Source organism: Bacillus sp. LJBV19, assembly GCF_017797845.1.
Taxonomy (GTDB): domain Bacteria; phylum Bacillota; class Bacilli; order Bacillales; family Bacillaceae; genus Bacillus; species Bacillus velezensis.
On record NZ_CP072563.1, the window covers coordinates 204,351 to 224,803 of the forward strand.

The 20,453-nt window shown below is 43.1% G+C and carries 21 protein-coding genes and 2 pseudogenes; 17 read left to right on the forward strand and 6 right to left on the reverse strand.

The features are described from left to right. Window positions 1-120 precede the first annotated feature (120 nt). A complete protein-coding gene (locus J6600_RS01160) occupies window positions 121-1,287 on the forward strand; it encodes a DUF4885 family protein (RefSeq protein WP_209387833.1) in 1,167 nt (388 codons plus the stop codon). A gap of 52 nt (window positions 1,288-1,339) precedes the next feature. Here the strand turns inward: J6600_RS01160 and J6600_RS01165 are convergent, their stop codons facing one another. The 3 genes from J6600_RS01165 to J6600_RS01175 form a co-directional block, all read right to left on the reverse strand. Further along, complete coding sequence (locus tag J6600_RS01165) at window positions 1,340-2,185, reverse strand: aldo/keto reductase (RefSeq protein ID WP_095273299.1); 846 nt, start codon at window positions 2,183-2,185, stop codon at window positions 1,340-1,342. 110 nt (window positions 2,186-2,295) lie between these two features. Beyond that, window positions 2,296-2,988: an LrgB family protein gene (locus tag J6600_RS01170; RefSeq protein ID WP_007408978.1), complete on the reverse strand. Its 693-nt coding sequence runs from the start codon at window positions 2,986-2,988 to the stop codon at window positions 2,296-2,298. Continuing rightward, window positions 2,958-3,362 (reverse strand): CidA/LrgA family holin-like protein, encoded by a 405-nt coding sequence (locus J6600_RS01175; RefSeq protein WP_003156751.1) that lies wholly within the window; start codon window positions 3,360-3,362, stop codon window positions 2,958-2,960. Before J6600_RS01175 ends, J6600_RS01170 begins: the two co-directional genes overlap by 31 nt. A 195-nt stretch (window positions 3,363-3,557) precedes the next feature. Between J6600_RS01175 and J6600_RS01180 the strand changes: the two genes are divergently transcribed. From J6600_RS01180 to J6600_RS01235, 12 genes are all read left to right on the forward strand, one after another. Beyond that, a complete protein-coding gene (locus J6600_RS01180) occupies window positions 3,558-3,989 on the forward strand; it encodes a MarR family winged helix-turn-helix transcriptional regulator (RefSeq protein ID WP_014416787.1) in 432 nt (143 codons plus the stop codon). Window positions 3,990-4,413: 424 nt separating this feature from the next. Then, window positions 4,414-5,799, forward strand: coding sequence for an amino acid permease (locus J6600_RS01185; protein WP_022552512.1), 1,386 nt, complete (start codon window positions 4,414-4,416; stop codon window positions 5,797-5,799). Between the two features lie 92 nt (window positions 5,800-5,891). Next, window positions 5,892-6,605, forward strand: coding sequence for a YjjG family noncanonical pyrimidine nucleotidase (locus J6600_RS01190; protein ID WP_007408981.1), 714 nt, complete (start codon window positions 5,892-5,894; stop codon window positions 6,603-6,605). Between the two features lie 10 nt (window positions 6,606-6,615). Next, window positions 6,616-7,746 carry a sensor histidine kinase gene (locus tag J6600_RS01195; protein ID WP_021495324.1) on the forward strand — a complete coding sequence of 377 codons (1,131 nt, stop codon included), beginning with the start codon at window positions 6,616-6,618 and terminating at the stop codon, window positions 7,744-7,746. 4 nt (window positions 7,747-7,750) lie between these two features. After that, window positions 7,751-8,395, forward strand: a complete 645-nt coding sequence (locus tag J6600_RS01200; protein ID WP_053285458.1) for a response regulator — start codon at window positions 7,751-7,753, stop codon at window positions 8,393-8,395. 141 nt (window positions 8,396-8,536) lie between these two features. Continuing rightward, window positions 8,537-9,472: an ABC transporter ATP-binding protein gene (locus tag J6600_RS01205; protein ID WP_209387834.1), complete on the forward strand. Its 936-nt coding sequence runs from the start codon at window positions 8,537-8,539 to the stop codon at window positions 9,470-9,472. Window positions 9,473-9,480: 8 nt separating this feature from the next. Beyond that, window positions 9,481-10,668 (forward strand): ABC transporter permease, encoded by a 1,188-nt coding sequence (locus tag J6600_RS01210; protein WP_209387835.1) that lies wholly within the window; start codon window positions 9,481-9,483, stop codon window positions 10,666-10,668. Further along, window positions 10,665-11,807, forward strand: a complete 1,143-nt coding sequence (locus J6600_RS01215) for an ABC transporter permease (protein ID WP_209387836.1) — start codon at window positions 10,665-10,667, stop codon at window positions 11,805-11,807. The genes J6600_RS01210 and J6600_RS01215 overlap by 4 nt, the downstream gene beginning before the upstream one ends. Before the next feature lie 13 nt (window positions 11,808-11,820). Further along, window positions 11,821-12,000 (forward strand): hypothetical protein, encoded by a 180-nt coding sequence (locus J6600_RS01220; protein ID WP_011996242.1) that lies wholly within the window; start codon window positions 11,821-11,823, stop codon window positions 11,998-12,000. A 103-nt stretch (window positions 12,001-12,103) separates the two neighbouring features. Beyond that, the gene (locus J6600_RS01225) at window positions 12,104-12,580 is read left to right on the forward strand and encodes a DUF4879 domain-containing protein (protein ID WP_007408988.1); all 477 of its coding nucleotides are present in this window, start codon (window positions 12,104-12,106) and stop codon (window positions 12,578-12,580) included. An 80-nt stretch (window positions 12,581-12,660) separates the two neighbouring features. Next, window positions 12,661-12,909: a sigma-G-dependent sporulation-specific acid-soluble spore protein CsgA gene (locus tag J6600_RS01230; RefSeq protein ID WP_029974790.1), complete on the forward strand. Its 249-nt coding sequence runs from the start codon at window positions 12,661-12,663 to the stop codon at window positions 12,907-12,909. A 108-nt stretch (window positions 12,910-13,017) separates the two neighbouring features. Continuing rightward, window positions 13,018-13,716 (forward strand): YqeB family protein, encoded by a 699-nt coding sequence (locus tag J6600_RS01235; protein ID WP_014416798.1) that lies wholly within the window; start codon window positions 13,018-13,020, stop codon window positions 13,714-13,716. 45 nt (window positions 13,717-13,761) lie between these two features. Here the strand turns inward: J6600_RS01235 and J6600_RS01240 are convergent, their stop codons facing one another. Then, entirely contained in the window at window positions 13,762-14,022 is a 261-nt protein-coding gene (locus J6600_RS01240; RefSeq protein ID WP_003156732.1) for a hypothetical protein, read from the reverse strand. A 185-nt stretch (window positions 14,023-14,207) separates the two neighbouring features. On the opposite strand from J6600_RS01240, the gene J6600_RS01245 reads away from it, so the two are divergent. Continuing rightward, window positions 14,208-15,827, forward strand: a complete 1,620-nt coding sequence (locus J6600_RS01245; protein ID WP_209387837.1) for a glutamate/serine transporter AimA — start codon at window positions 14,208-14,210, stop codon at window positions 15,825-15,827. Window positions 15,828-16,230: 403 nt separating this feature from the next. Next, window positions 16,231-18,120, forward strand: a complete 1,890-nt coding sequence (locus J6600_RS01250) for a glycosyltransferase family 2 protein (RefSeq protein ID WP_209387838.1) — start codon at window positions 16,231-16,233, stop codon at window positions 18,118-18,120. A gap of 68 nt (window positions 18,121-18,188) precedes the next feature. Here the strand turns inward: J6600_RS01250 and J6600_RS01255 are convergent. Together J6600_RS01255 and J6600_RS19765 are read right to left on the reverse strand one after the other, a co-directional pair. Next, a pseudogene (locus J6600_RS01255) lies at window positions 18,189-18,329 on the reverse strand (glycerophosphodiester phosphodiesterase family protein); the annotation flags it as partial. Beyond that, window positions 18,327-18,434: pseudogene (locus J6600_RS19765) on the reverse strand (glycerophosphodiester phosphodiesterase); the annotation flags it as partial. The pseudogenes J6600_RS01255 and J6600_RS19765, both read right to left, overlap by 3 nt. 347 nt (window positions 18,435-18,781) lie before the next feature. Here J6600_RS19765 and J6600_RS01260 point away from each other — a divergent pair. Beyond that, entirely contained in the window at window positions 18,782-19,984 is a 1,203-nt protein-coding gene (locus tag J6600_RS01260; protein WP_209387839.1) for a hypothetical protein, read from the forward strand. A gap of 67 nt (window positions 19,985-20,051) precedes the next feature. Further along, entirely contained in the window at window positions 20,052-20,300 is a 249-nt protein-coding gene (locus J6600_RS01265; protein ID WP_014720665.1) for a DUF2651 family protein, read from the forward strand. The last annotated feature ends 153 nt before the right edge of the window (window positions 20,301-20,453 follow it).

Sequence of the window (20,453 nt, forward strand, 5' to 3'; positions counted from 1 at the left end):
TTTTGACTACATCATACATAAAAACCCTCATGATGTAAACATTTGTTATTTTAGGTTAAAATCAACTGGGAAACAGCCGATACAAACACTAGAACATCATCTCAAGCGGAGGTTAAAAACATGCGCCTAAACGCTCGTTATATAAAAAATCAAGTAATGGCTCAGCAAGTGCTTCAGCGGTATTCTTCCAAAACAAATGGGAAAGATGCGGCAAAAGGGCCGGACAGCTTATTGATTCAGGCAAGCGGGACCCGCGATCTGAGCCAGATGAATTATTCAAGGAGCGGTGTCACTGAGAAAGGGAGCAGCCTGTCCCGTTTATATCAATCTGCAAATCAGAAAACGATTACGGATAATGGGAATGAGACGGTAATAGACGCTGATAATCCGTATGAGTCTGAGAGTGATATTGCGAGCAAGATTCTTGATGAGAAATACAGCCGTATCAATGAAATCAATAAACGAAAATCAGATCCTTTGCGTTATATTAAGGACAAATACCAGCGTGCCGATTCACCTTATTTCAGGAGTGATTTATCAGAATCAGAGCGTCAGGCCGCTTATCATAACGAAACGGAATGGCTGTTTAAGGGAAAAGCCCAGAGCTATGATTTCCGTGATGCGGCGTTTCGGGGTGAAACGCTCAACGGAGAGATTCAAGTCGAAAATGAAAGGGTGTTTCAGCGGGCGCAGGTGAATCAGCAGATAGATATGCTTTTTCATCGGAATCATATTCAGATTCCGGAGGGTGCGAATCTTACATTTACGATATCACCGATTGATTATCTGTTAAAAGTGAGCGGGACTGACGATAAAGAGCTCACTCAGCAGATTGAAGCCGTCTTAAACTCCGGGGAAAACAGCAAAGAGCTGTTTGCGCACATCATTCGCAGCCGGAGTGATGACTCCTCGCAGTTTACGCCGGAAACATATGAGAAATATCAAGTCGTTCGGGAAATGTATGAGGTGACCGGCTATCATCTGAAAGACTTGCAGATCGTGGACGGAAAGTACGTCACAGAAGACGGCCGTGACCTTTTAGACGTCTATAAGGAAGCGCTGCAGCTCGATCCTTTGTTGAAGCATACGGCGGCAGAAGCGGCCGCCCATTACGGACAGGGGCTCACGAAGCTTGCGAGAACGGGTTATGATACCATTCCTGATTTGGTGCTGTCCATTGAGTATAAAAACGGATCTCTGCGTGATGTCGGCCAAAGCAGGCAATACGGATCTGGAGATACAGATTGGCTTTCTGAATGGAAACGGGAGCTGGGTGTGCGTATATAAAATGAGAAAAAAGCTGACAAATGATGCCGTCAGCTTTTCCTTATGTCTTTTCTTAAAACTCCTCATACTCCGCCGGGTCTTGGCCGTTTATGCGTCCGTCGGGGCGGGTAAGCGAGTCGATGATGTTCATGTCGTTTTCATCAAGAGAGAAATCAAAAACGGAGATGTTTTCAAGCTGGCGCTCGGGCGATGCTGATTTTGGAATCGGGATGGCGCCCAGCTGGATATGCCAGCGTAAAATGACTTGAGAAATGGTTTTGCCGTATTTGTCCGCAATCTGTCCGAGTTTTTGATCGTTCAATACTTCACCGGCGCGGGATAACGGACTCCATGATTCTGTCACGATGCCCTGTTCTTCGTGCCATTGGCGCTGCTGCTGCTGATTAAAAGCGGGATGCAGTTCAATTTGGTTGATGCCTGGCTTTACGCCGGTTTCACGTTCGAGCCGTTCGATATGCTCAGGCAGGAAATTGCAGACGCCGATGGATCGGATCAGGCCCCATTTTTTCGCATCAATCAGTGCCTGCCATGCTTCCGTGTAGCGGTCTTGTTTCGGATTCGGCCAATGGACGAGATACAGGTCATAGTAGTCCAGACCGGCGCGGTATAAAGATTCTTGGATGGTTTGTACAGCTTTGTCATAGTCATGGTAGCGTCCGGGCAGCTTGGACGTCACGTATAGCTGTTCTCTCGGAACAGAGCTTCTGCTGATGGCTTCTCCGACCGTCCCTTCATTTTCATAGTTATAAGCGGTGTCAATCAGACGGTAGCCGATATCAATGGCGCTGGTAATGGCATGAACGCCGTTGTTTCCATTAAGAGCGTATGTACCGAAGCCGATCGCGGGAATGCTTGTCCCATCCAGCAGTTTCTTTTTCGGAATTGTCCCGGTCATCATTAAATCCCTCCTTGTTTTCTACTTTACCATTATTCTTACAAATGAAACATAATAATGGAAGGAAATGAGATGATCCGCACATGAAAAAAGCTGACGGAGAACCGTCAGCTTTAAATTTGAAACATCCATGCTACGACGGGGCCGAAGACCGACCCTAACACGGCGCAGAGCGTCATGGAAACAGAACTCATGGAGACCGTTAATTCTCCGTACTCCATTGCTTTTGAGGTGCCGAGCGCATGGGAAGCGCTCCCGAATGCAATTCCTTTCCCGAGTGAGCTGCGGATGCGGATCCACTTGAGAAGCAGCGGTCCTAAGATAACGCCGGAAAACCCTGCGATCATCACGAACACGACTGTCATGGAAGGGACACCGCCGATACCGGACGCAATCTGTATGGCGACAGGCGTCGTAATTGATTTTGGGATAATTGACAAAATCAAACTCCGGCTGATGCCGAACAGCTCTGCAAATAGCAGGCCGCTGACCATTCCGGAGAATAAACCGGCCAACACGCCGCCGATGATCGGAAACATATACTTGATTAACACCCGGCGCTGCTTATAAAGCGGGTATGCCAAAGCCACCACGGCGGGGCCGAGCAGTGAATTGATCCATTGTCCGCCGATCATATAGTCTTTATACGAAATATGAAAAACAAGCAGCACGGCGATAATGAAAATCGTAGTCGTCAAAACCGGTATGAGAAAGGGATATGGAAAGCGCACATATAATTTCACCATAGCCAGATAGGCGGCGGCCGTGAACAAAATTATAAGGATTGCGATACATGCTTGCTGCACTTCTTTTTCTCCTTTCTCTGATTGGCTTTGTGCTCTAACAGCTGGCTGGCGTACCCTGCGGCGATCATTGTGACGATGGTGCTCAGCACGATGATCAGAAACAGAGCAGCCCCGCTGGCGGAAAACAGTGACGGGTAATTGATGACGCCCGTCATGGCCGGAATGAATAATAGCGGAAGAAAAGACAGCAAAAATCCGGCTCCGTCTTCAATCATTTTGACGGGAATGATCTTAACCGATAAACATATGATCAGCAGGATCAAACCGATGATACTTCCGGGAATGGGCAGGTGAAAGAACTGCTGAACGGCTCCCCCGATAAAGGAAAATGCGAATAAAATAATGATTTGCAAGATGATGCGTATGACTTTCACGACAATGCTGTTCTTTGGAGAAGAGCAGCTTCCCCCTTTCTTGATGCTTCGATATGTTTCTTTACTTTTTGCGCATATATTTGTACTATACAAATATATGTATGCAAAATCTTTCTATATGTTTTCTGAGTAAATGTGCATATGTTTGTATTATACAACTAATATTGCTGTTGTCAATTGTAAGGAGTGAGGCTGTTGTCAAAACAAGATCCGATTGAATTAATTGAATATGAGCTCACCACTTTTATCAGGAGAGCTGTTTATCTTGATAACTCCGACCGTAAAATCGGACATCTGGAAAGGGCTGCGTATTTGTTATTACGGCAGCTGGATGAATTCGGACCGGCGCGTGTAAAGGAATTAGCCGAATCTTTTAAGCTGGATATTTCCACATTGTCACGCCAGGCCGCGGCCTTGGAGTCGAAAGAGCTGATCCAGCGTTTTTCCGATCCTTCTGACGGGCGGGTCAGTCTGTTTGCGATTACGAAGCTTGGCAAACAGAGGTTAAAAGCTGATAAAAAGATGCGTCTTGATCGATACCGACATATGCTTGACGATTGGTCAGGCGATGAAAAAGAAATGTTCGGCCGGCTTTTGCTGCGGCTGAATGAGGCATTTATCGATTAATGTATGATTTTTGCCGGTTAAGCAGGATTATGGCGTATACAAGGGAGAATGGAAGAGAGTAAGACTTTACGCCATTCTGCTTAGCAAAAATAATATTGAATAGGGGGCGGAACATGTTTCTCCAGGGACATCCTGTTTCTCGGAGGCTGCGGCATTTATTATCTCAATATTCATAATTCAATAAAAATGAAAGCGCTTTATTTTTAGTCTGTTGGTTTAGGGTGCAAGGTGTTTACCTGAAAAAAACAATTGTATTTTCCACGAAAATTTATTATGATGGAATAAGGAAATTGGAGATTATATAACAATAGAAAGATAGAATATTTCTAATATTGCGGGAAATGAAGAGTGAGTTAGGTTCAACAGGTGCACCTTCTGCTTCATTATTTCACATATATCAGAGCTGTTAAGAGGAGGAAGCGAAGTGGCAAACAAAGAATTAAAGAGAGGCTTAGGCGCGCGTCATATACAGATGATTGCGCTGGGCGGCACGATCGGTGTCGGTTTATTCATGGGGTCATCCAGCACGATCGGATGGACCGGGCCGTCTGTCCTGCTGGCTTATGCGATCTCAGGTATCTTTATCTTTTTTATCATGCGTGCGATGGGCGAAATGCTCTATGTAGAGCCGAGTACAGGGTCGTTTGCGACGTTCGGCCATAAGTATATACATCCGTTAGCCGGCTATATGACGGCGTGGAGCAACTGGTTTCAATGGGTGATCGTCGGGATGTCTGAAATTATCGCCGTCGGTTCGTATATGAAATATTGGTTTCCTGATCTGCCGGCATGGATTCCCGGCATTATCGCCATGGCCATTCTCGGTGCGGCGAATTTAATTTCGGTAAAATCTTTCGGTGAGTTTGAATTTTGGTTTGCTATGATCAAAATCGTCACCATTATTCTGATGATCGTGGCCGGAATCGGGATTATTTTCTTCGGTTTCGGTAACGGAGGGCATGCGATCGGATTATCTAATTTATGGTCGCACGGCGGTTTCTTCACAAATGGTTTTTCAGGATTTTTCTTTGCCTTGTCTTTGGTTGTTGCGGCCTATCAAGGGGTCGAGCTGATAGGGATTACGGCAGGGGAAGCGAAGGACCCGCAAAAAACGCTGCGAAGCGCGATTCAGAGTATTATTTGGCGGATTTTAATTTTCTACATCGGTGCGATTTTCGTCATCGTTACCGTATATCCGTGGAATGAGCTTCACTCACTCGGCAGTCCGTTTGTTTCGACATTTGCGAAAGTCGGGATTACGGCGGCGGCCGGTTTGATTAACTTTGTTGTGATTACCGCTGCGATGTCCGGATGCAACAGCGGGATTTTCAGTGCGGGACGCATGCTTTATACATTGGGCGTGAACGGACAGGCCCCGAAATTCTTTAAGAAAGTTTCTTCGAGCGGTGTGCCGATATTCGGTACGCTTGCGGTATTAATCGGACTTGTGATCGGTGTCGTGCTGAACTACATCGCGCCTCCGAAAGTTTTTGTCTATGTGTACAGCGCGAGTGTGCTGCCGGGAATGATTCCGTGGTTCGTCATTTTAATCAGCCATCTCGGTTTCAGAAGAGCGAAGGGCGCTGAGCTTGATAAGCATCCGTTTAAGATGCCTTTTGCGCCGTTTACAAACTATTTGACGATCGCTTTCTTACTCATGGTATTGATCGGCATGTGGTTTAACAAAGATACGCGGATTTCTTTGGTTGTCGGGGTGATTTTCCTGGCGATTGTGACGGTCAGCTATTATGCGTTCGGTATCGGCAAGCGCATGCCTGGTGAAAAATCGAAAATAGAAGACGCTGTATAATTCAAAAAGACACCTCTCTTACAGGGGTGTCTTTTTCGGCTTGTCCGCGAGTGGTATACTGGTTAAAAAAAGCAGAACCGGGGGAAACATCGATGAGTCATTACCGTACGTTATTATTTGATATAGACAATACGCTGCTGGATTTTACCGCTTCAGAAACCGATGCTCTTCAAAAATTGTTTCAAGGTTCAAAGCTGGAGCTGACGGCAGAGGTGGAAGCCCGTTATAAAGCGTTAAATCAAGGGCTGTGGAAGGCGTTTGAAGAGGGGGAAATGACCCGCGATGAAGTGGTGAATACACGGTTTGCCCTTTTGTTTAAAGAATACGGCCTCGAAGCCGACGGCGTGCTGATGAATCAGGCGTACCGCCAATACTTAGAAGAAGGGCACCAGATGATCGACGGAGCTTATGAGCTGATTGAACGGCTGAGTCCTTTATTTGATTTATACATCGTGACGAACGGCGTCTCAAGATCACAATATAAGCGGCTGGGCGACTCCGGTCTGTATCCGTTCTTTAAAGATGTGTTTGTATCTGAGGACACGGGTTTTCAAAAGCCGATGAAGGAATACTTTGATTACGTGTTTGCGAGAATTCCCGGTTTTTCTGCCGAGGGCGGACTTATTATCGGCGATTCACTGAGCGCGGACATAAAAGGCGGTCAGATGGCGGGAATTGATACGTGCTGGTTTAATCCCGGAAAGAAAGCAAATGAGTCCGGAATCATCCCGACGTATGAAATTCATTCGCTTGATGAGCTGTATGATGTGCTGAACGTGGAGCGGAAAGCCGCCGCTCATTTGTAAGGAGAATACGATGAAGATTGCACATACGAAGTTACTGATCAGGGGTTTTGCATTACTATCAATCTTTCATGCGATTCTTCAGCTTCCTCCCGGCCGGGGGGAGCTGAAGGTTTTTTTGTCTGTGCTCGTGATGATGCTGACGGCTAATGACTGCCTGCGGCCGCTGTATATGAAGAGAAGACCGGCTATATATCAAGGCTCTTTTCTCCTGAGCAGCGTTATCGCGGGAGTTCTTTTGTACAATGTCTATAGTGTGGGGACACAGGCCGTAATGGTGCTTTTATTGGCGGAGGTGCTTATTACTGATAAGCAGATTTCGGCTGTTTTGTTAACGATGAATGCCGCCGCATTTGCCGCAGCTTTATACGCCGGCGGAGCGGGTGTCAGTGATATCGTGCCGCCATACTTCATCATGTTTGCGGTGATTTATTTATATCGGAAAAACCTGCAGGAGAAGTCGAAGGTTGAATTGCTGAACCGAGAGCTGAAGATCGCTAATGATACACTGAAGGAATATTCAGACCGGATTGAGGAACTGGCCGTTACGAAAGAAAGAACAAGAATTGCGCAGGAGCTGCATGATTCTCTCGGTCATTATCTGGCTGCTCTGAAAATGAATTTGGAATTTGCCGGGAAGACAGCCGGGCATCAGCCGGACAAAGTGAAGCAGATCATTCATAAGGCGCATGATCTTACGAAAGAATCCATTTTAAAGCTTCGCCAGGCCGTTATGCTGCTGCAGGGCTCTTTGCCGGGGCGGGGATTTGAGCAAGAGCTTCGTGACATTTTCAGCCATTTTCAAGAGGCGGGAGGCATACGCTTCGAGCTGGAGATGGATGCGGCCATAGAAGCGGAACAGCCGGATGTGAAGCATTGTCTTTATCAATCCGTTCAGGAAACGATTACGAATGCGATAAAGCATGGACATGCTTCATATGTTTCTGTCCGGATTCAAAAAAACCGAAACATGATATTGGCGCATATTCATAATAACGGCTCAGCCTGCGGAACGATCATAAAATCAAATGGTCTGAAAGGAATTGAGAAAAGAGCAGCCGCACTTGGCGGAGAGGCTGTTTTCTCGTCTGGGAAGGAAACAGGTTTTGACGTGAAAATAAGGATTCCATGCAAGGAGGAATAATCAAGTGAATGTCATGATCGCAGACGACCAGTCCATTGTGAGAGAGGGGCTGAAAATGATTCTGAGTCTTCACGAAGGAATTCAAATATCGGGAGAGGCTTCTTGCGGCGAAGAGGTTCTCCGGCTGCTTTCTCAAACCGAAACTGATGTGATTTTGATGGATATCAGAATGCCCGGTATGGACGGAATCGAAACGACAAAAGCGGTAAAAGCGCGATATCCGTCCGTAAAAGTCATCATTCTGACAACGTTTGAAGATGATCACTATATTTTTGCCGGGCTGAAAAGCGGAGCCGACGGCTATCTCTTGAAGGATGCTGATTCAGATGAAATTATCGCCTCTCTTCAAGCCGTTTATGAAGGGAAGATGATGCTGAATCCCAAAATCACGGTTTCCGTCGTAAAAGCGCTGAACAATATGGAGATCCCTGCGGTGCAGGAAGAGCCGCAGTCAAAGCTGACGGAGATTCTCACGCCGAGAGAGCTTGATGTGGCGAAACACATTATGGAAGGCAAAAGCAATAAACGCATTGCCGCAGACTTATTTCTGACTGAAGGCACTGTGAAAAACTATGTATCCAGAATCCTCGATAAACTTGAAGTGTCAAACAGAACCGAGCTTACTTTATATTTACAAAAATTGGTATAACCCCGCTTCACCCTCCTCTCTTCCTTTTTATCACTAAACATATGACGAAAGTAATATCCATATCGAGTACGAAAGTGAATAGAAAACAAGGATTGCCGAGAGTAGAATAAGTGCAGACATGACACAAGGAGTGCTGCATGAATGCTCGAATTAACGGATTTGACAAAGAAGTACGGCGATTTTACCGCTGTCAATCATATATCACTGCGCGTCGAAAAAGGCGAGATATTCGGTCTGCTGGGACCAAACGGCGCCGGTAAATCAACAACGGTGTCGATGATCAGCACCGTGCTCCCGCCGACGGGCGGAACAATCTGCATTGACGGAACTTCATTACACGAACAGCCTGCGGCCATAAAAAAAGTGATGGGAGTCGTCCCGCAGGAAATCGCTTTATATCAAGCGTTAAGCGCAAAGGATAATCTGGCTTTTTTCGGGAGTCTGTACGGACTGTCCGGTAAGGAACTTTGTAAACGGGTTGATGAAGTGCTGGACATCATCGAATTAAAGGAACAGCGAAATCAAAGGATATCTGAATTTTCAGGCGGTATGAAAAGACGGGTGAATATCGGGGCCGCGCTAATGAATGAACCGAAACTATTCATTTTAGATGAACCGACCGTCGGAATTGATCCGCAATCCAGACATCATATTCTTGAAACCGTGAAGACGTTAAATCAAGAAAAAGGGATGACCGTCATCTACACGAGTCATTACATGGAAGAGGTCGAATACCTCTGTGAAAAAGCGGCGATCATGGATCACGGCTCAATCATTGCCTGCGGGACGAAAGACGAATTGAAGCAGTCAGCCAAAGCCTCTGATACCCTGATCGTGAATGCAGAGGGGCTGAATGATGATGCCGTTAAAAAAATCCGCCGCATTCCAGGTGTTGCCGAGGCTGCTGTCAGCCAGCAGACCATTACGATGCTCGTCTCTGCGGCAGATCGCAATATCCTTGATATTGCGGATGATATCAGGAAGACCGGTATCACCATTAAGGGCATTCATTTCGAGGAAGCCAATCTGGAAAGCATTTTCCTCCGGCTCACCGGCAAAACGCTGCGGGATTCATAGGGGGCGTCATGAAAATATTATTCAGGCTGATCTTATTAGATTTTCGGTTATTGGCCGGAGCAAAGTCTTTCTATATAAAACTGATTCTGTTTCCGGCACTGATGATTTTTATTTTAGGAACGGTTTTTCACGGCGATTCGAAAGTGAAGCCATTTCAGACCGCGTTTTATAATGCGGATCACGCGGAGAGTTCTTTAGGCGACGTATTAAAAAATGACGTGCTGAAACAAACTGATCTCATCCGTGTAAAAGACATAGGCAGTTACCAAGAAGGGAAACAGCTTGTCGAAAGCGGCAAAGTCTCCGTTTTTGTATACGTGCCGAAAGGTTTTGCAAAAGCGGCAGAACACAATGAAAAAACAAGTATCAAAGTCATCTCGGACCAACAAGGCTCTGTAAACGGAGACATTGTGGAAATGATGGCTGATTCGTTTGTCACCAGAGTAAAAGCGGAGATCGGTGAAGAAAAAGCGGTGCTGAAGAAGTCGGGACATCTGTCAAAGGGAGATGCCAGCAAAATCATCAGCGGCCTTTCGGGTGAACGTGAACAGGCTGTCACCATTCCGAAACAGTCGGCCGGCAATCACGCGGCTCCGATTGATGCGATGCAGTATTATTCAATCGCAATGGTCGTCATGTTCTCCATTATGACCGCGTTTGCGCTCATTCACGGGATAGTGGAAGAGAGACAGCAGCACACGTTATTCAGAATCAAATCAATGCCTGTTTTACGTATCCAGTATGTGGCGGGTAAGCTTTTGGGAATCATGCTTGCCATCCTTATGCAAATGGCTGCCGTCATCATCGCAAGCAGCATCTTGTATCAGGTAAAATGGGGCAATTTGTTTGAAATATTGCTGGTTACGATTGTTTATTCATTTGCGATCGGCAGTATCGTGCTTCTTTGGGGGGGTGCTGCAAAAAACCACGAGACCGTCTCAAGCATGGCGGCTCCCATTTTATACGGATTCAGTTTTTTAGGCGGAAGCTTTATCGCAAAAGACAGCTTGCCTGACAGTTTGAAAATCGTGCAGGAGCTGATACCGAACGGCAAAGCGATCAACAGCTATGTCAGTGTCACGCAGCATGCCGGTCTGAGCGGTATTCTGGCGGATTTGGCAGAGCTTGCCGCCATCGGCGCCGTGTTTTTATGTTTGACCATCTGGGTGTTTAAACGGAAGGAGGCTGTTTCATGACGCAGCTGTTATTCATGATCAGACATCAGCTGAAACTGATGCTGCAAAATCGGGCTGCCATCTTTGCGACGATTTCCGCCCCGCTCCTTCTCACATATTTCTTTTCCTTTTCTGCGGATGGCAGTCAGCAGAAGGAAGTATATGTAGCTGATGAGGATCAGAGCGCCTATTCAGCGCAATTTATGAAAATGATTCAGACAGCCGGCCATATAAAAGTCACGAAGGTCACGGAGGACGTATTAAAAACAAAGGTTAATCATCAGGATATTTCCTTCGGATTGCTGATCGGCTCTCATTTTGAAGAAAAATTATTTTCCGGAGATGAATTGAACGTTTCATTTATTCAGAATGAAGAAAAGGGTGATGCTGTTTTGACAGAGCAGCTGATTGCGCAGCAGGCGGGCGCGCTGAAAAAAATAGTCCGCGATGCAAAAGTGATATCCCGCACGCTGCACACCGACGGGAAGCAGGCGGCAGCTGATCTCTTGAAGGATATTCAGGGTCATTCCGCCGTCAATGTTGACCGCCATCACGTTTATGAAGGCGGACAGGCAGCCGACAGACTTATCGGATTTTTAGTGATGTTTATCTGGTTCGTTGCAGTCCAAAGCCTGCGATCATTTATAGATGAACAAGAAAATCATACATACGACAGATTGCTGAGCACGCCCGTTTCCTATACGGCATATGCAATCTCTAAGTTTGCGGCGGCGTATCTTTTCGGACTTCTCCATATTATCGTGATCCTCGCTGCCGGAACATTCATGCTGCATATCCGTTTTGCTGATCATGTTTTTGCTGCGGGAGCGGTGCTTGCGGCCTGCTCGTTTGCGCTGACTGCTGTAACGATGGCCGTGATACCGTTCATGAAGAGCCAAAAGCAATTCACGTCGCTTGCTTCCGTTTTTATAGCTGTCACGGGTTTATTGGGAGGGGCTTTCTTCACTTTAGACGCGGCTCCGGAGTACATGCGGATGCTGTCGTTGTTTACTCCTGAAAAATGGGCGATCGGCGCATTTCAAAACAATGGCGGAGGCAGCATGCAGATCGTGCCGCTGAGCCTGTTTCTTGCTGCCGGTGCAGCGTCATTAGTCTTATCACTTTATATGATAAACCGTCATATGAAAAAAAACGGTTAGAAGGGTGGCTGCTTTGTATATGGCAGAAATGATCGGAATCATAGAATTGCTCGCGGGAGCCGCAATGAACGTATGGATCGGGAGGCTCGGAAAAACCTTTTTCGGTAAAGATGACAGAAGTTCGAGAGTCGTGTTAAGAATCTGCGGCATCTTTCTCATGATCAACGGCGTTTCAAGAGCGTTTCATATCTAGTTCACAAAGTGTTCCGGACTCTTTTGTAAAATGTAATCTTTTTCCTTGTAAATCGTGTAAAATAGTATAGGATTCTACGAAAAGAATAAGAGGGGGAAGAAACATGAAAAAGAGACTCGTTATGCTATTCGCGGCGGCCGCCGCTGTTTTGTTGCTTGTGAGCGGGTTGTGGGCTCCATCAGCGTCTGCGGCGCCGGCTCCTGCTTTAACACAAATCCGTATTATCGGTGTGACGTCTGACGGTCAGAGTTACCAATGGGAAAATATCGGGCCGAACCAAATCAGCGCATCAAAACCGATGAAGGGTACAACGGGTTATTTAGCCGTATATTTCCAAGGGTATCCGAACAATAACACGATCCAGGCGTTTAACAACGGAACGAATATTACAAATCTTACGTCAAAAGCGCTGGAAGATGAATATACGAAAAACGGCAATATCGTTACAGGCTATATTAAATATTACAGTGTTCCTCTTTCTTATGTCAGTTCAGGAACGTTCTCTTTCTCCGCAACGGGGCTGAACGGGCCGTACACACCGTTAAGCAGCGGATTTTTCTCCATTCAGGTACAGAGTTAAAACAGCCGCCCGGTGCTTTCATGTATAGTTTTTCTCTCTTTCCGGGAAGCTATTCCTATAGAAAAGGGAGGGCTTACATGATGGACAGGACACTCGGATATTTGCGCGAGTCGCTTTCGAACCACTTGGAGCATGATGTGTGCCGAGGGATTTATAAAAAGCTTCAGGTGAAGCATTATGAAAATGAGGGCGAGTTTGTGAAAGATCTAAATGATTTGGAAATGGATGCGCTGAATCAGGTGCTTGAAAAGGAAATCAAATATGCTGAGAACGAGCAGGATGAGAAGCGCACGATGGAATTGAATGAAGTATATGAGCTCCTGTTTTAAAAGCCTCCCGGCGGTCGGGAGGCTTTTTATTGTTTCGGAAACAGTTTACAGAATCATCCAACCCTTTGTATAATGGATAGTTGTGAAAAAAACAGACGGAGGAGAAACATGAACGAAATAAAAAAACAGACGGTTCTTGAGTTGTCATCGGTTGAAAAAGCTTTGGTTTTTCTGGTGCCGCCATTATTGGGGCTGGTCATCGGATGGTTTCTGCCGGTCATTGCGAAGTGGGCCGTAACATTGGATTGGCTGCCTGTTATCGGGCCGCTGGAAATGATCGCTTCTTTTCACGGATGGAAGGCTGCGGCTGTCATCGCCGTTATCGGCTTAATCGGGGGAATGTGGCTGACGCGGACTGTTTTTAAAGAATGTCTTACGGCGGTCGTGACGGACAGCGAGGTGTCCTTAACCATATATAATGAAGAAAGCGTGTTTTCGAAAGACAGCATCTCCGGTGTGTTTACGGATGAGAAGCATCTTGTCTTATTAGGCACTGAAGGACAGGAGCTTTTTCGGGAGAAGCTTGAGCCGGCGGTTGAAAAAGCGGCTGATGCGTTTCGCGCGCATGGGTATGCCTGGCTGGGGACGGAAGATCCTTTTAAAGAAGAATACAAACGGTGGGTGCCGGACACGCCGGATTTGGAGCCGGGGGCAAATGCTCTTTTAAAAGCGAGAGAAAAGGCGCTGAAAGAGGAGGAAAAGGCTGATGCGAAAGAGCTGAAAGCGGAAATATCCAAACTGGGCATTACTGTGCGGGAGAAAGGATCGCGCCAATATTGGCGGACCTATAAAACGCCGTCTGCATAAAAAAAGCTGCCGCCGTTTGATACGGCCGGGCAGCCCGGGAACAGATTATTTCTTCTTGTCATCATAATATTGAACCGGGTACATGGAGCCTTCGGATACCATTTTGTTATCTTCAATATCTTCGGGATGCGGGTTGCCTGCTTTGTTGACGGGGAATGATTCAATATCCTGCTTCCCGGAGAGCGATGTTTTCATATTGCGGATAAAGTTCATCACCTTTTGGCGGTTTGATTTATCTTTGAGCAGGTAGGAAGTCACTCCGACAGTCGACACGGCAAGTCCTGAAATGAGCAGTTTTTGTTTCACGATAAAAACTCCTTTCTATTTCTGGCTTGCAGTAGTTATTCCCGCTTAACGGCTGTTTAAACATCTGAAGGGTAATTTTGGCTTTCTGCTTTAATGCGATAAAGATTGACAAATCTATTTTCAGAATAATATTATAAATATATGATAGCGCTGGAGTCATATTTTAATTGAAAGGTGTTAACTTTATGAATCAATTACATCGCAGAATGGGAACGTTTGCACTCATGATGGTCGGACTTGGGTCGATGATTGGCTCCGGCTGGTTATTCGGGGCGTGGCGGGCGGCTCAGATTGCGGGACCTGCCGCAATTATTTCCTGGATTATCGGTATGATCGTTATTTTGTTTATCGCACTTTCTTACAGTGAATTGGGTTCAATGTTCCCGGAAGCCGGGGGAATGGTAAAATATACTCAATATTCTCACGGATCATTTATTGGATTTATCGCAGGATGGGCAAACTGGATTGCGATTGTTTCCGTTATTCCGGTGGAAGCGGTTGCGTCTGTTCAATATATGAGCTCATGGCCGTGGGAATGGGCAAAATGGACAAGCAATCTCGTTCACAACGGCACTCTTACGGGAGAGGGGCTCGGCTTCGCATCCATATTACTGATTATTTACTTTTTACTGAATTTTTGGACAGTTAACTTATTTTCAAAAGCGAATTCATTGATTACCATATTTAAAATCATTATTCCGGGGCTGACAATCGGAGCGCTGCTGTTTACCGGTTTTCACGGCGGAAACTTCACATCCGGTTCAAGCATTGCGCCGAACGGCTGGGCAAGCGTGCTGACGGCGGTGGCTACATCGGGTATCGTATTTGCGTTTAACGGGTTTCAAAGCCCGATTAACATGGCCGGAGAAGCAAAAAATCCCGGCAAATCGATTCCGATTGCGGTTGTCGGTTCGCTGCTGGTCGCAACCGTCATTTACGTCCTATTGCAAATCGCATTTATCGGTGCGGTTGAACCTTCCATGATCGTTCACGGCTGGAGTCACCTGAACTTCAACTCTCCATTTGCCGATTTGGCGATCGCATTGAATATCAACTGGCTTGTCATTATTCTTTATGCGGATGCGTTCGTTTCTCCGTCAGGAACGGGTATCACATATACCGCTACGACGTCACGCATGATTTACGGCATGGAAAAAAATAAATATATGCCGAGCATTTTCGGAAAGCTTCATCCGCTGTACGGCGTGCCGCGCCAAGCGATGATTTTCAATCTGATCGTATCGTTTATCTTTTTGTTTTTATTCAGAGGATGGGGCGTGCTTGCTGAAATCATTTCCGTTGCGACGCTGATTTCTTATATCACGGGTCCCGTGACGGTGATGACGCTGCGGCGGACGGCGGCGGATTTGTACCGGCCTCTCCGTCTGAAAGGCCTGAGCGTGGTTGCACCGCTCGGCTTCGTGTTCGCGTCTCTCGTGCTGTATTGGGCGCGCTGGCCGTTAACAGGGCAGGTGCTGTTTATCATTTTGATCGGCCTTCCGATTTATTTCTACTACCAAGCGAAAGCGAAGTGGAAAGGATTCCGCAGAAACTTTAAAGGCGGCGTCTGGATGGTTGTCTACCTGCTCAGCATGATGGTCATTTCATGGCTCGGAAGTGAAAAATTCGGCGGTCTGGACCTCATCCCGTACGGCTGGGATATGGGGCTGATCGCAATCGTTGCCCTTGCCTTCTATGCGTGGGCGCTGAAGAGCGGATTCAAGACTGAGTATTTGAAAGACGCCAAAGCAATCAATGATCAATTAAAAGGCGGACAGGCGGAAGCCGCTGCCGGAAAAGAGTAAGTTATAAAAAGTTGAAGTTTTTGAGAGTCTGGGCCTGTAAGCGCAGGACAAAGGCACCTTTAAGTTGAAAAGCAGGTATCATACCTGAAAACGACTTAGAGGTGTTTTTTTATGGGTAAATTAAAAATCCGCAAAGTATCGTAATTAGGATTAAATGAAGTGAGCTTTCCAAATTCAAAGAGAAATGAATCAAAGCATTTGTTAGGGATCTTATGGAAAATCCGATTTAATTACTGGAAATATTCCATCTTATTATCTAGATTACGGTGGCTAGGTTTAAAAACACATTAAAATTTTTAACCCATATTTATAAAAGAAAGAAATTATGGTAAACTTTTAAAATTGGATTCGAATAATTCTGGACTTGTTTTTATATAGGAAACAATAATTAAGGAGAAAAAAGATGATATTTACTGTAGCTATTCCGGTTTATAATGATCAAAACACAATTAGAGATTGTCTCGATAGCGTAGTGAACCAAACAGTTGGAGAGGACAAACTTGAAATTATCTGTGTAAATGATGGTTCAACTGATAAAAGCGGTAATATTTTAGATGAATACATGAGCAAGTACAAGTTTATTAAAGTAATTCATCAGCAGAATAGCGGCGCACCTGGCAGACCGAGGAACAAAGCTATAGAAGCAGCAACAGGTGATTATATTTATTTTCTAGACGGAGATGATTATTTAGGACCTGAAGCTTTAGAAAAGATGGAAGAAAAAATAGTTCAGTATCAAAGTGATATAATTATCGGCCGTTATGAAGGAATTAATAGAGGTGTTCCTGTGGCTGTATTTAAAAAGAATCCAGATTGTTTTTCCTTCCCTGGTTCCAATGCTCTTTTTACGATGAGTGCTCAAAAGCTATTTAAACGGGAGTTATTAATTAAACATAATATTCGTTTTCCGGAACACTTCTCTCTAGGAGAAGATCAACCGTTTATGATTCAAGCGTATGCATATTCAAATTCCATAGCCCTTGTTAAAGATTACCCATGTTATTATTTGACCAATCATCAAACAATAGGAAGGGTTCAACTTACTAAGAAACCATTATCAGGTAAAAGTTTTATGTTCAGAATCGAAGAAACATTGGCATCTATTGAATTACTGAACCTTGAAACAGATAAAAAACGGCTGATTTTCTTTCATTACTGGGAAAGGATTATGGAAGTGGAGTTAAGCGCTCTGATTTCAAAGTCTTTTCTAATTGAAGATAAAATCTATATTTTTAATACATTAAAGAAAATGCTTGACAAGTACCAATACTTAGATTACTACCAGCAGTTTTCTTCCCGCCATAAAATCTTATTACGTTTAATTGAGAAAGGACAATTGGAGGATTTAATTGCTTTCTGGTACGCTGAAAAACAACCTGGTAACATGGTAGTACAACATGGGAAGGTCTATCCAAAACCAGAATTAGCATACAATTTGGCCTTGCATGAGTCCATTTCCTTTCATCGTAATAATAAATTTGAAGGAGAAATAACAAAAATAGAGAAATTAGAGAATGCCGTTTTGTTAGAGGGTTTTTGTTATCATTCACATGTTGACTCCTCAAATGAGCGTTTATTTATCGAAGTCTCTTTGAGAGAACAAAAAGATAAAACAATTTCATTTCCAGCTTATAGAAGCCTTTTTGAAAAAAAATATCCTTTTGAAATAGATACGCAAATTACAAAAAAAGAAAAAGTTACTTATTTTTATGCATATATTTCTATAGAATCTTTACTCCATTTAAATAGCGAAGATGGTATATTAGATTTAAGATTAATTAGTAAGATAGAAGATTATACGAAATCATTGAGATTAAAATCGAAAGAAAGCGTTTATTTAAAAAATGCTTCTTATATTGCAAAAGGATGTAAAGAACCTATCGTTATAAACTCGTATCTAACTAAATGGGGTAATCTTTCTCTTGTTGTTAAACATCAAATGTTACATTTTAAAAACTTTGTGTTAACCTGCAGCGGTTCTAGGATTAAAGGACATTTTGATTGTGAAACAGATTTAAGTTTTGGAGAACAAAATTCTTTCCAGGTGAATTTTGGAAGGTTTCTTGTGTTTAAACCTGATGTGGTACTTAAAGATTCTACCCGAAAAAAAATGTCATATGATTTTAGTTTTGAAGTAACTAAGCAGGAGTTAAAACAAATTAAGCTAAAAAAGAATGCAGAAGTGATTATTGGTCATTTGCAACAAAGTGTTCCTGTTATTTATAAGGGCAAATCTATTAAAGCAAAAGTTAAGAATATACTAAGACCGTTATTTAAAGGGAGAAATATTTAAAATTAATATTATAAAACTGCACGCGATATACGTGCAGTTTTTGTTTTGAAATCTTTAGATTCGTAAACCTATTGATCCCTATTAGATTTAACAAAATTAAATATATCCGAATAGTTGGTAAACACACCGGTTACGCCCCAATTCAGCAGACGGCGCATGTCCGCTTCGCTGTTTACGGTGTAAGAATGAAGCAGAAGGCCGTGGCTGTCAGGAGACAAAAGGTTTCCTTTTCCCACCGCCGATACAGGCGTGACGATGAGTGACAATAAACCGAATGAAAGCAATACTAAAGCAAACAACTTATGTTTCCGCATGTTTTCTTCCGCCTTATCAATAACTGTCTTCCGTATTAAACAATGAATGTAAAAGATATGTTGGGCAACTATTAATCTTTTATGTGTTTCTTTCTTCTCCGTAACTTCATCCGTTTTCCTGTACTCCAAGTCAAAGTTTTAGAGACAAAACAAATAATTAACCACAGAGAAAATATAGTACGCAAGTCGTGTTTGAAATAATTGTATAATAAATTAAAATATGGAAAAATAAACAAATAGTTGATGGTAATAAGTATGAAAAAGCGAAAATTTTTTGTAACATTCTGCATCGTCACTCCCTAAGTTTATTTAGGGAGTCATTATTATTTTAAGGAGTGAGATTATATTTGAACAAAATTAAGTGGTTAATTATAATTGCGGTCATAGTATTAATAGGTATATTTATATGTATCGGAACTTTTAAATATACTAATACAGTTTCTGATGTTAAACAAACTGAAACAGAAAAAGAAAAGAATTTCTTGAATGATAAAATTGCAGCTATATATTATTCAGCTACAATAGATTACCCTAAAGATGGGAGTTATACTGTATATATTAATGAAAAAGGAAAAGCAACAGCTGTAAAAGGAGATGCTATTGAAGTTGGAACCATTGCACAAGATGAAAAAAACATAGTTAGACAGGACAAAAAAGAAGTTTATATGATAGGCGATAACTTTAAAAAATTCCCGATGCAACATCAAGTACATACAAGTTATGGGCAATCATCAGGCCATTTAATAAAAGAAAATATCTTTTATTTTTTGAATAATCAAGGAGTCGGTGAAAACCATTATAATAGTTTAATCAGATGGGGTAACGGCAGTGGATTTCATGAAAAGATTATTCCGGGTTTCTATACAAGTACCGGTAATGACGGTGAATATATTTACGTGATAAATGAAGATTCTTCAATCAAAACACCGACTTTTCAGGGTATTAAAATAGATAAAGATAAAGTTACAGTAGGGAAAGGAACAACAATTCCTATATTAAATGAAGAAAATTGGAGTGTTTATTCACAGATAATAGTTAAAAAAAGCTCAGCCTTTTTTATACTATATAACCAAACGGATAAATCAAACAAAGTACAATTCAAAGTAGCAGAAATTGATTTAAAACATAATAAGTACAAAGGGGCTTTTCCTTTAGGCAGCTATAATATCCCTGAGGAAATTTCTCAACTGGCAATTCCTCTTTCCACTAATAACTTTTTTGTGAAAAATGACACTTTATATCATTTGGCAGCTAATTCAATACTTTATACTTTCGATCTGAAAAGTATGAAGCCGGGAAAAAAAATCCCGTTAAATAGGTCGACAAAATTTGAAAACCAAGCAAAATTCACTTATTTTGACGAGTCTAAAATTTTCTTGTTAGAAATAAGCAAGGGCGGGAAATATGTGATTAATTCTTACTCTTATAAAAACGGAAAAAAATTAAAATCTACTCCTATCAGAGGACTTGAAAAAATTATTAACAATACCCATGTTTCTGAATATGACTTTTTTATGATTAAGAAAAACAAAGAAGTATGGAGTGATTAGATATAAATGGCTAGACAGCTGAGTGAGTATACTTAAGGGGAAATTAAATTCACAAAGGAGAATAATAATGGATGAGCTAGATCTTGCTTTTGGTATTTTACCACTTTCTATTATCGTCTTATCGATTATATTCACTTATATTTTCAAAAAAGTGTATATAATGCCGCTTGTCAGTATAGTTGTTTCAGTCATATTAATGTTCACTGTTTTTAATCTATCCTTCTGGGGATGGGTGGTTGTCTATGGTTTAGTATCACTTGTATTATCGTCTATTACAAATAGTATAAGAAAGAAAATAGATAATAGAAATAAATAATTATATCCTTTTGTTTAAAAAGGTATCACAAGTAATTCATCATTACAGTGATACCTTTTTACAATTAAGGTGAGTCTCAGCCTTTTAATAATATGCTCCGCCCGCTACATAACCCATGATGGCGTTTGCATTATCGGGCAAAAAAACACGGGT

What these genes read in the sequence shown, in the direction of transcription:
- J6600_RS01160 (WP_209387833.1), top strand. Translation starts at nt 121, where the DNA reads ATGCGCCTAAACGCTCGTTATATAAAAAATCAAGTAATGGCTCAGCAA.
- J6600_RS01165 (WP_095273299.1), bottom strand. Translation starts at nt 2,185, where the DNA reads ATGATGACCGGGACAATTCCGAAAAAGAAACTGCTGGATGGGACAAGC.
- J6600_RS01190 (WP_007408981.1), top strand. Translation starts at nt 5,892, where the DNA reads ATGAGTCATTACCGTACGTTATTATTTGATATAGACAATACGCTGCTG.
- J6600_RS01195 (WP_021495324.1), top strand. Translation starts at nt 6,616, where the DNA reads ATGAAGATTGCACATACGAAGTTACTGATCAGGGGTTTTGCATTACTA.
- J6600_RS01205 (WP_209387834.1), top strand. Translation starts at nt 8,537, where the DNA reads ATGCTCGAATTAACGGATTTGACAAAGAAGTACGGCGATTTTACCGCT.
- J6600_RS01210 (WP_209387835.1), top strand. Translation starts at nt 9,481, where the DNA reads ATGAAAATATTATTCAGGCTGATCTTATTAGATTTTCGGTTATTGGCC.
- J6600_RS01215 (WP_209387836.1), top strand. Translation starts at nt 10,665, where the DNA reads ATGACGCAGCTGTTATTCATGATCAGACATCAGCTGAAACTGATGCTG.
- J6600_RS01225 (WP_007408988.1), top strand. Translation starts at nt 12,104, where the DNA reads ATGAAAAAGAGACTCGTTATGCTATTCGCGGCGGCCGCCGCTGTTTTG.
- J6600_RS01230 (WP_029974790.1), top strand. Translation starts at nt 12,661, where the DNA reads ATGGACAGGACACTCGGATATTTGCGCGAGTCGCTTTCGAACCACTTG.
- J6600_RS01235 (WP_014416798.1), top strand. Translation starts at nt 13,018, where the DNA reads ATGAACGAAATAAAAAAACAGACGGTTCTTGAGTTGTCATCGGTTGAA.
- J6600_RS01245 (WP_209387837.1), top strand. Translation starts at nt 14,208, where the DNA reads ATGAATCAATTACATCGCAGAATGGGAACGTTTGCACTCATGATGGTC.
- J6600_RS01250 (WP_209387838.1), top strand. Translation starts at nt 16,231, where the DNA reads ATGATATTTACTGTAGCTATTCCGGTTTATAATGATCAAAACACAATT.
- J6600_RS01265 (WP_014720665.1), top strand. Translation starts at nt 20,052, where the DNA reads ATGGATGAGCTAGATCTTGCTTTTGGTATTTTACCACTTTCTATTATC.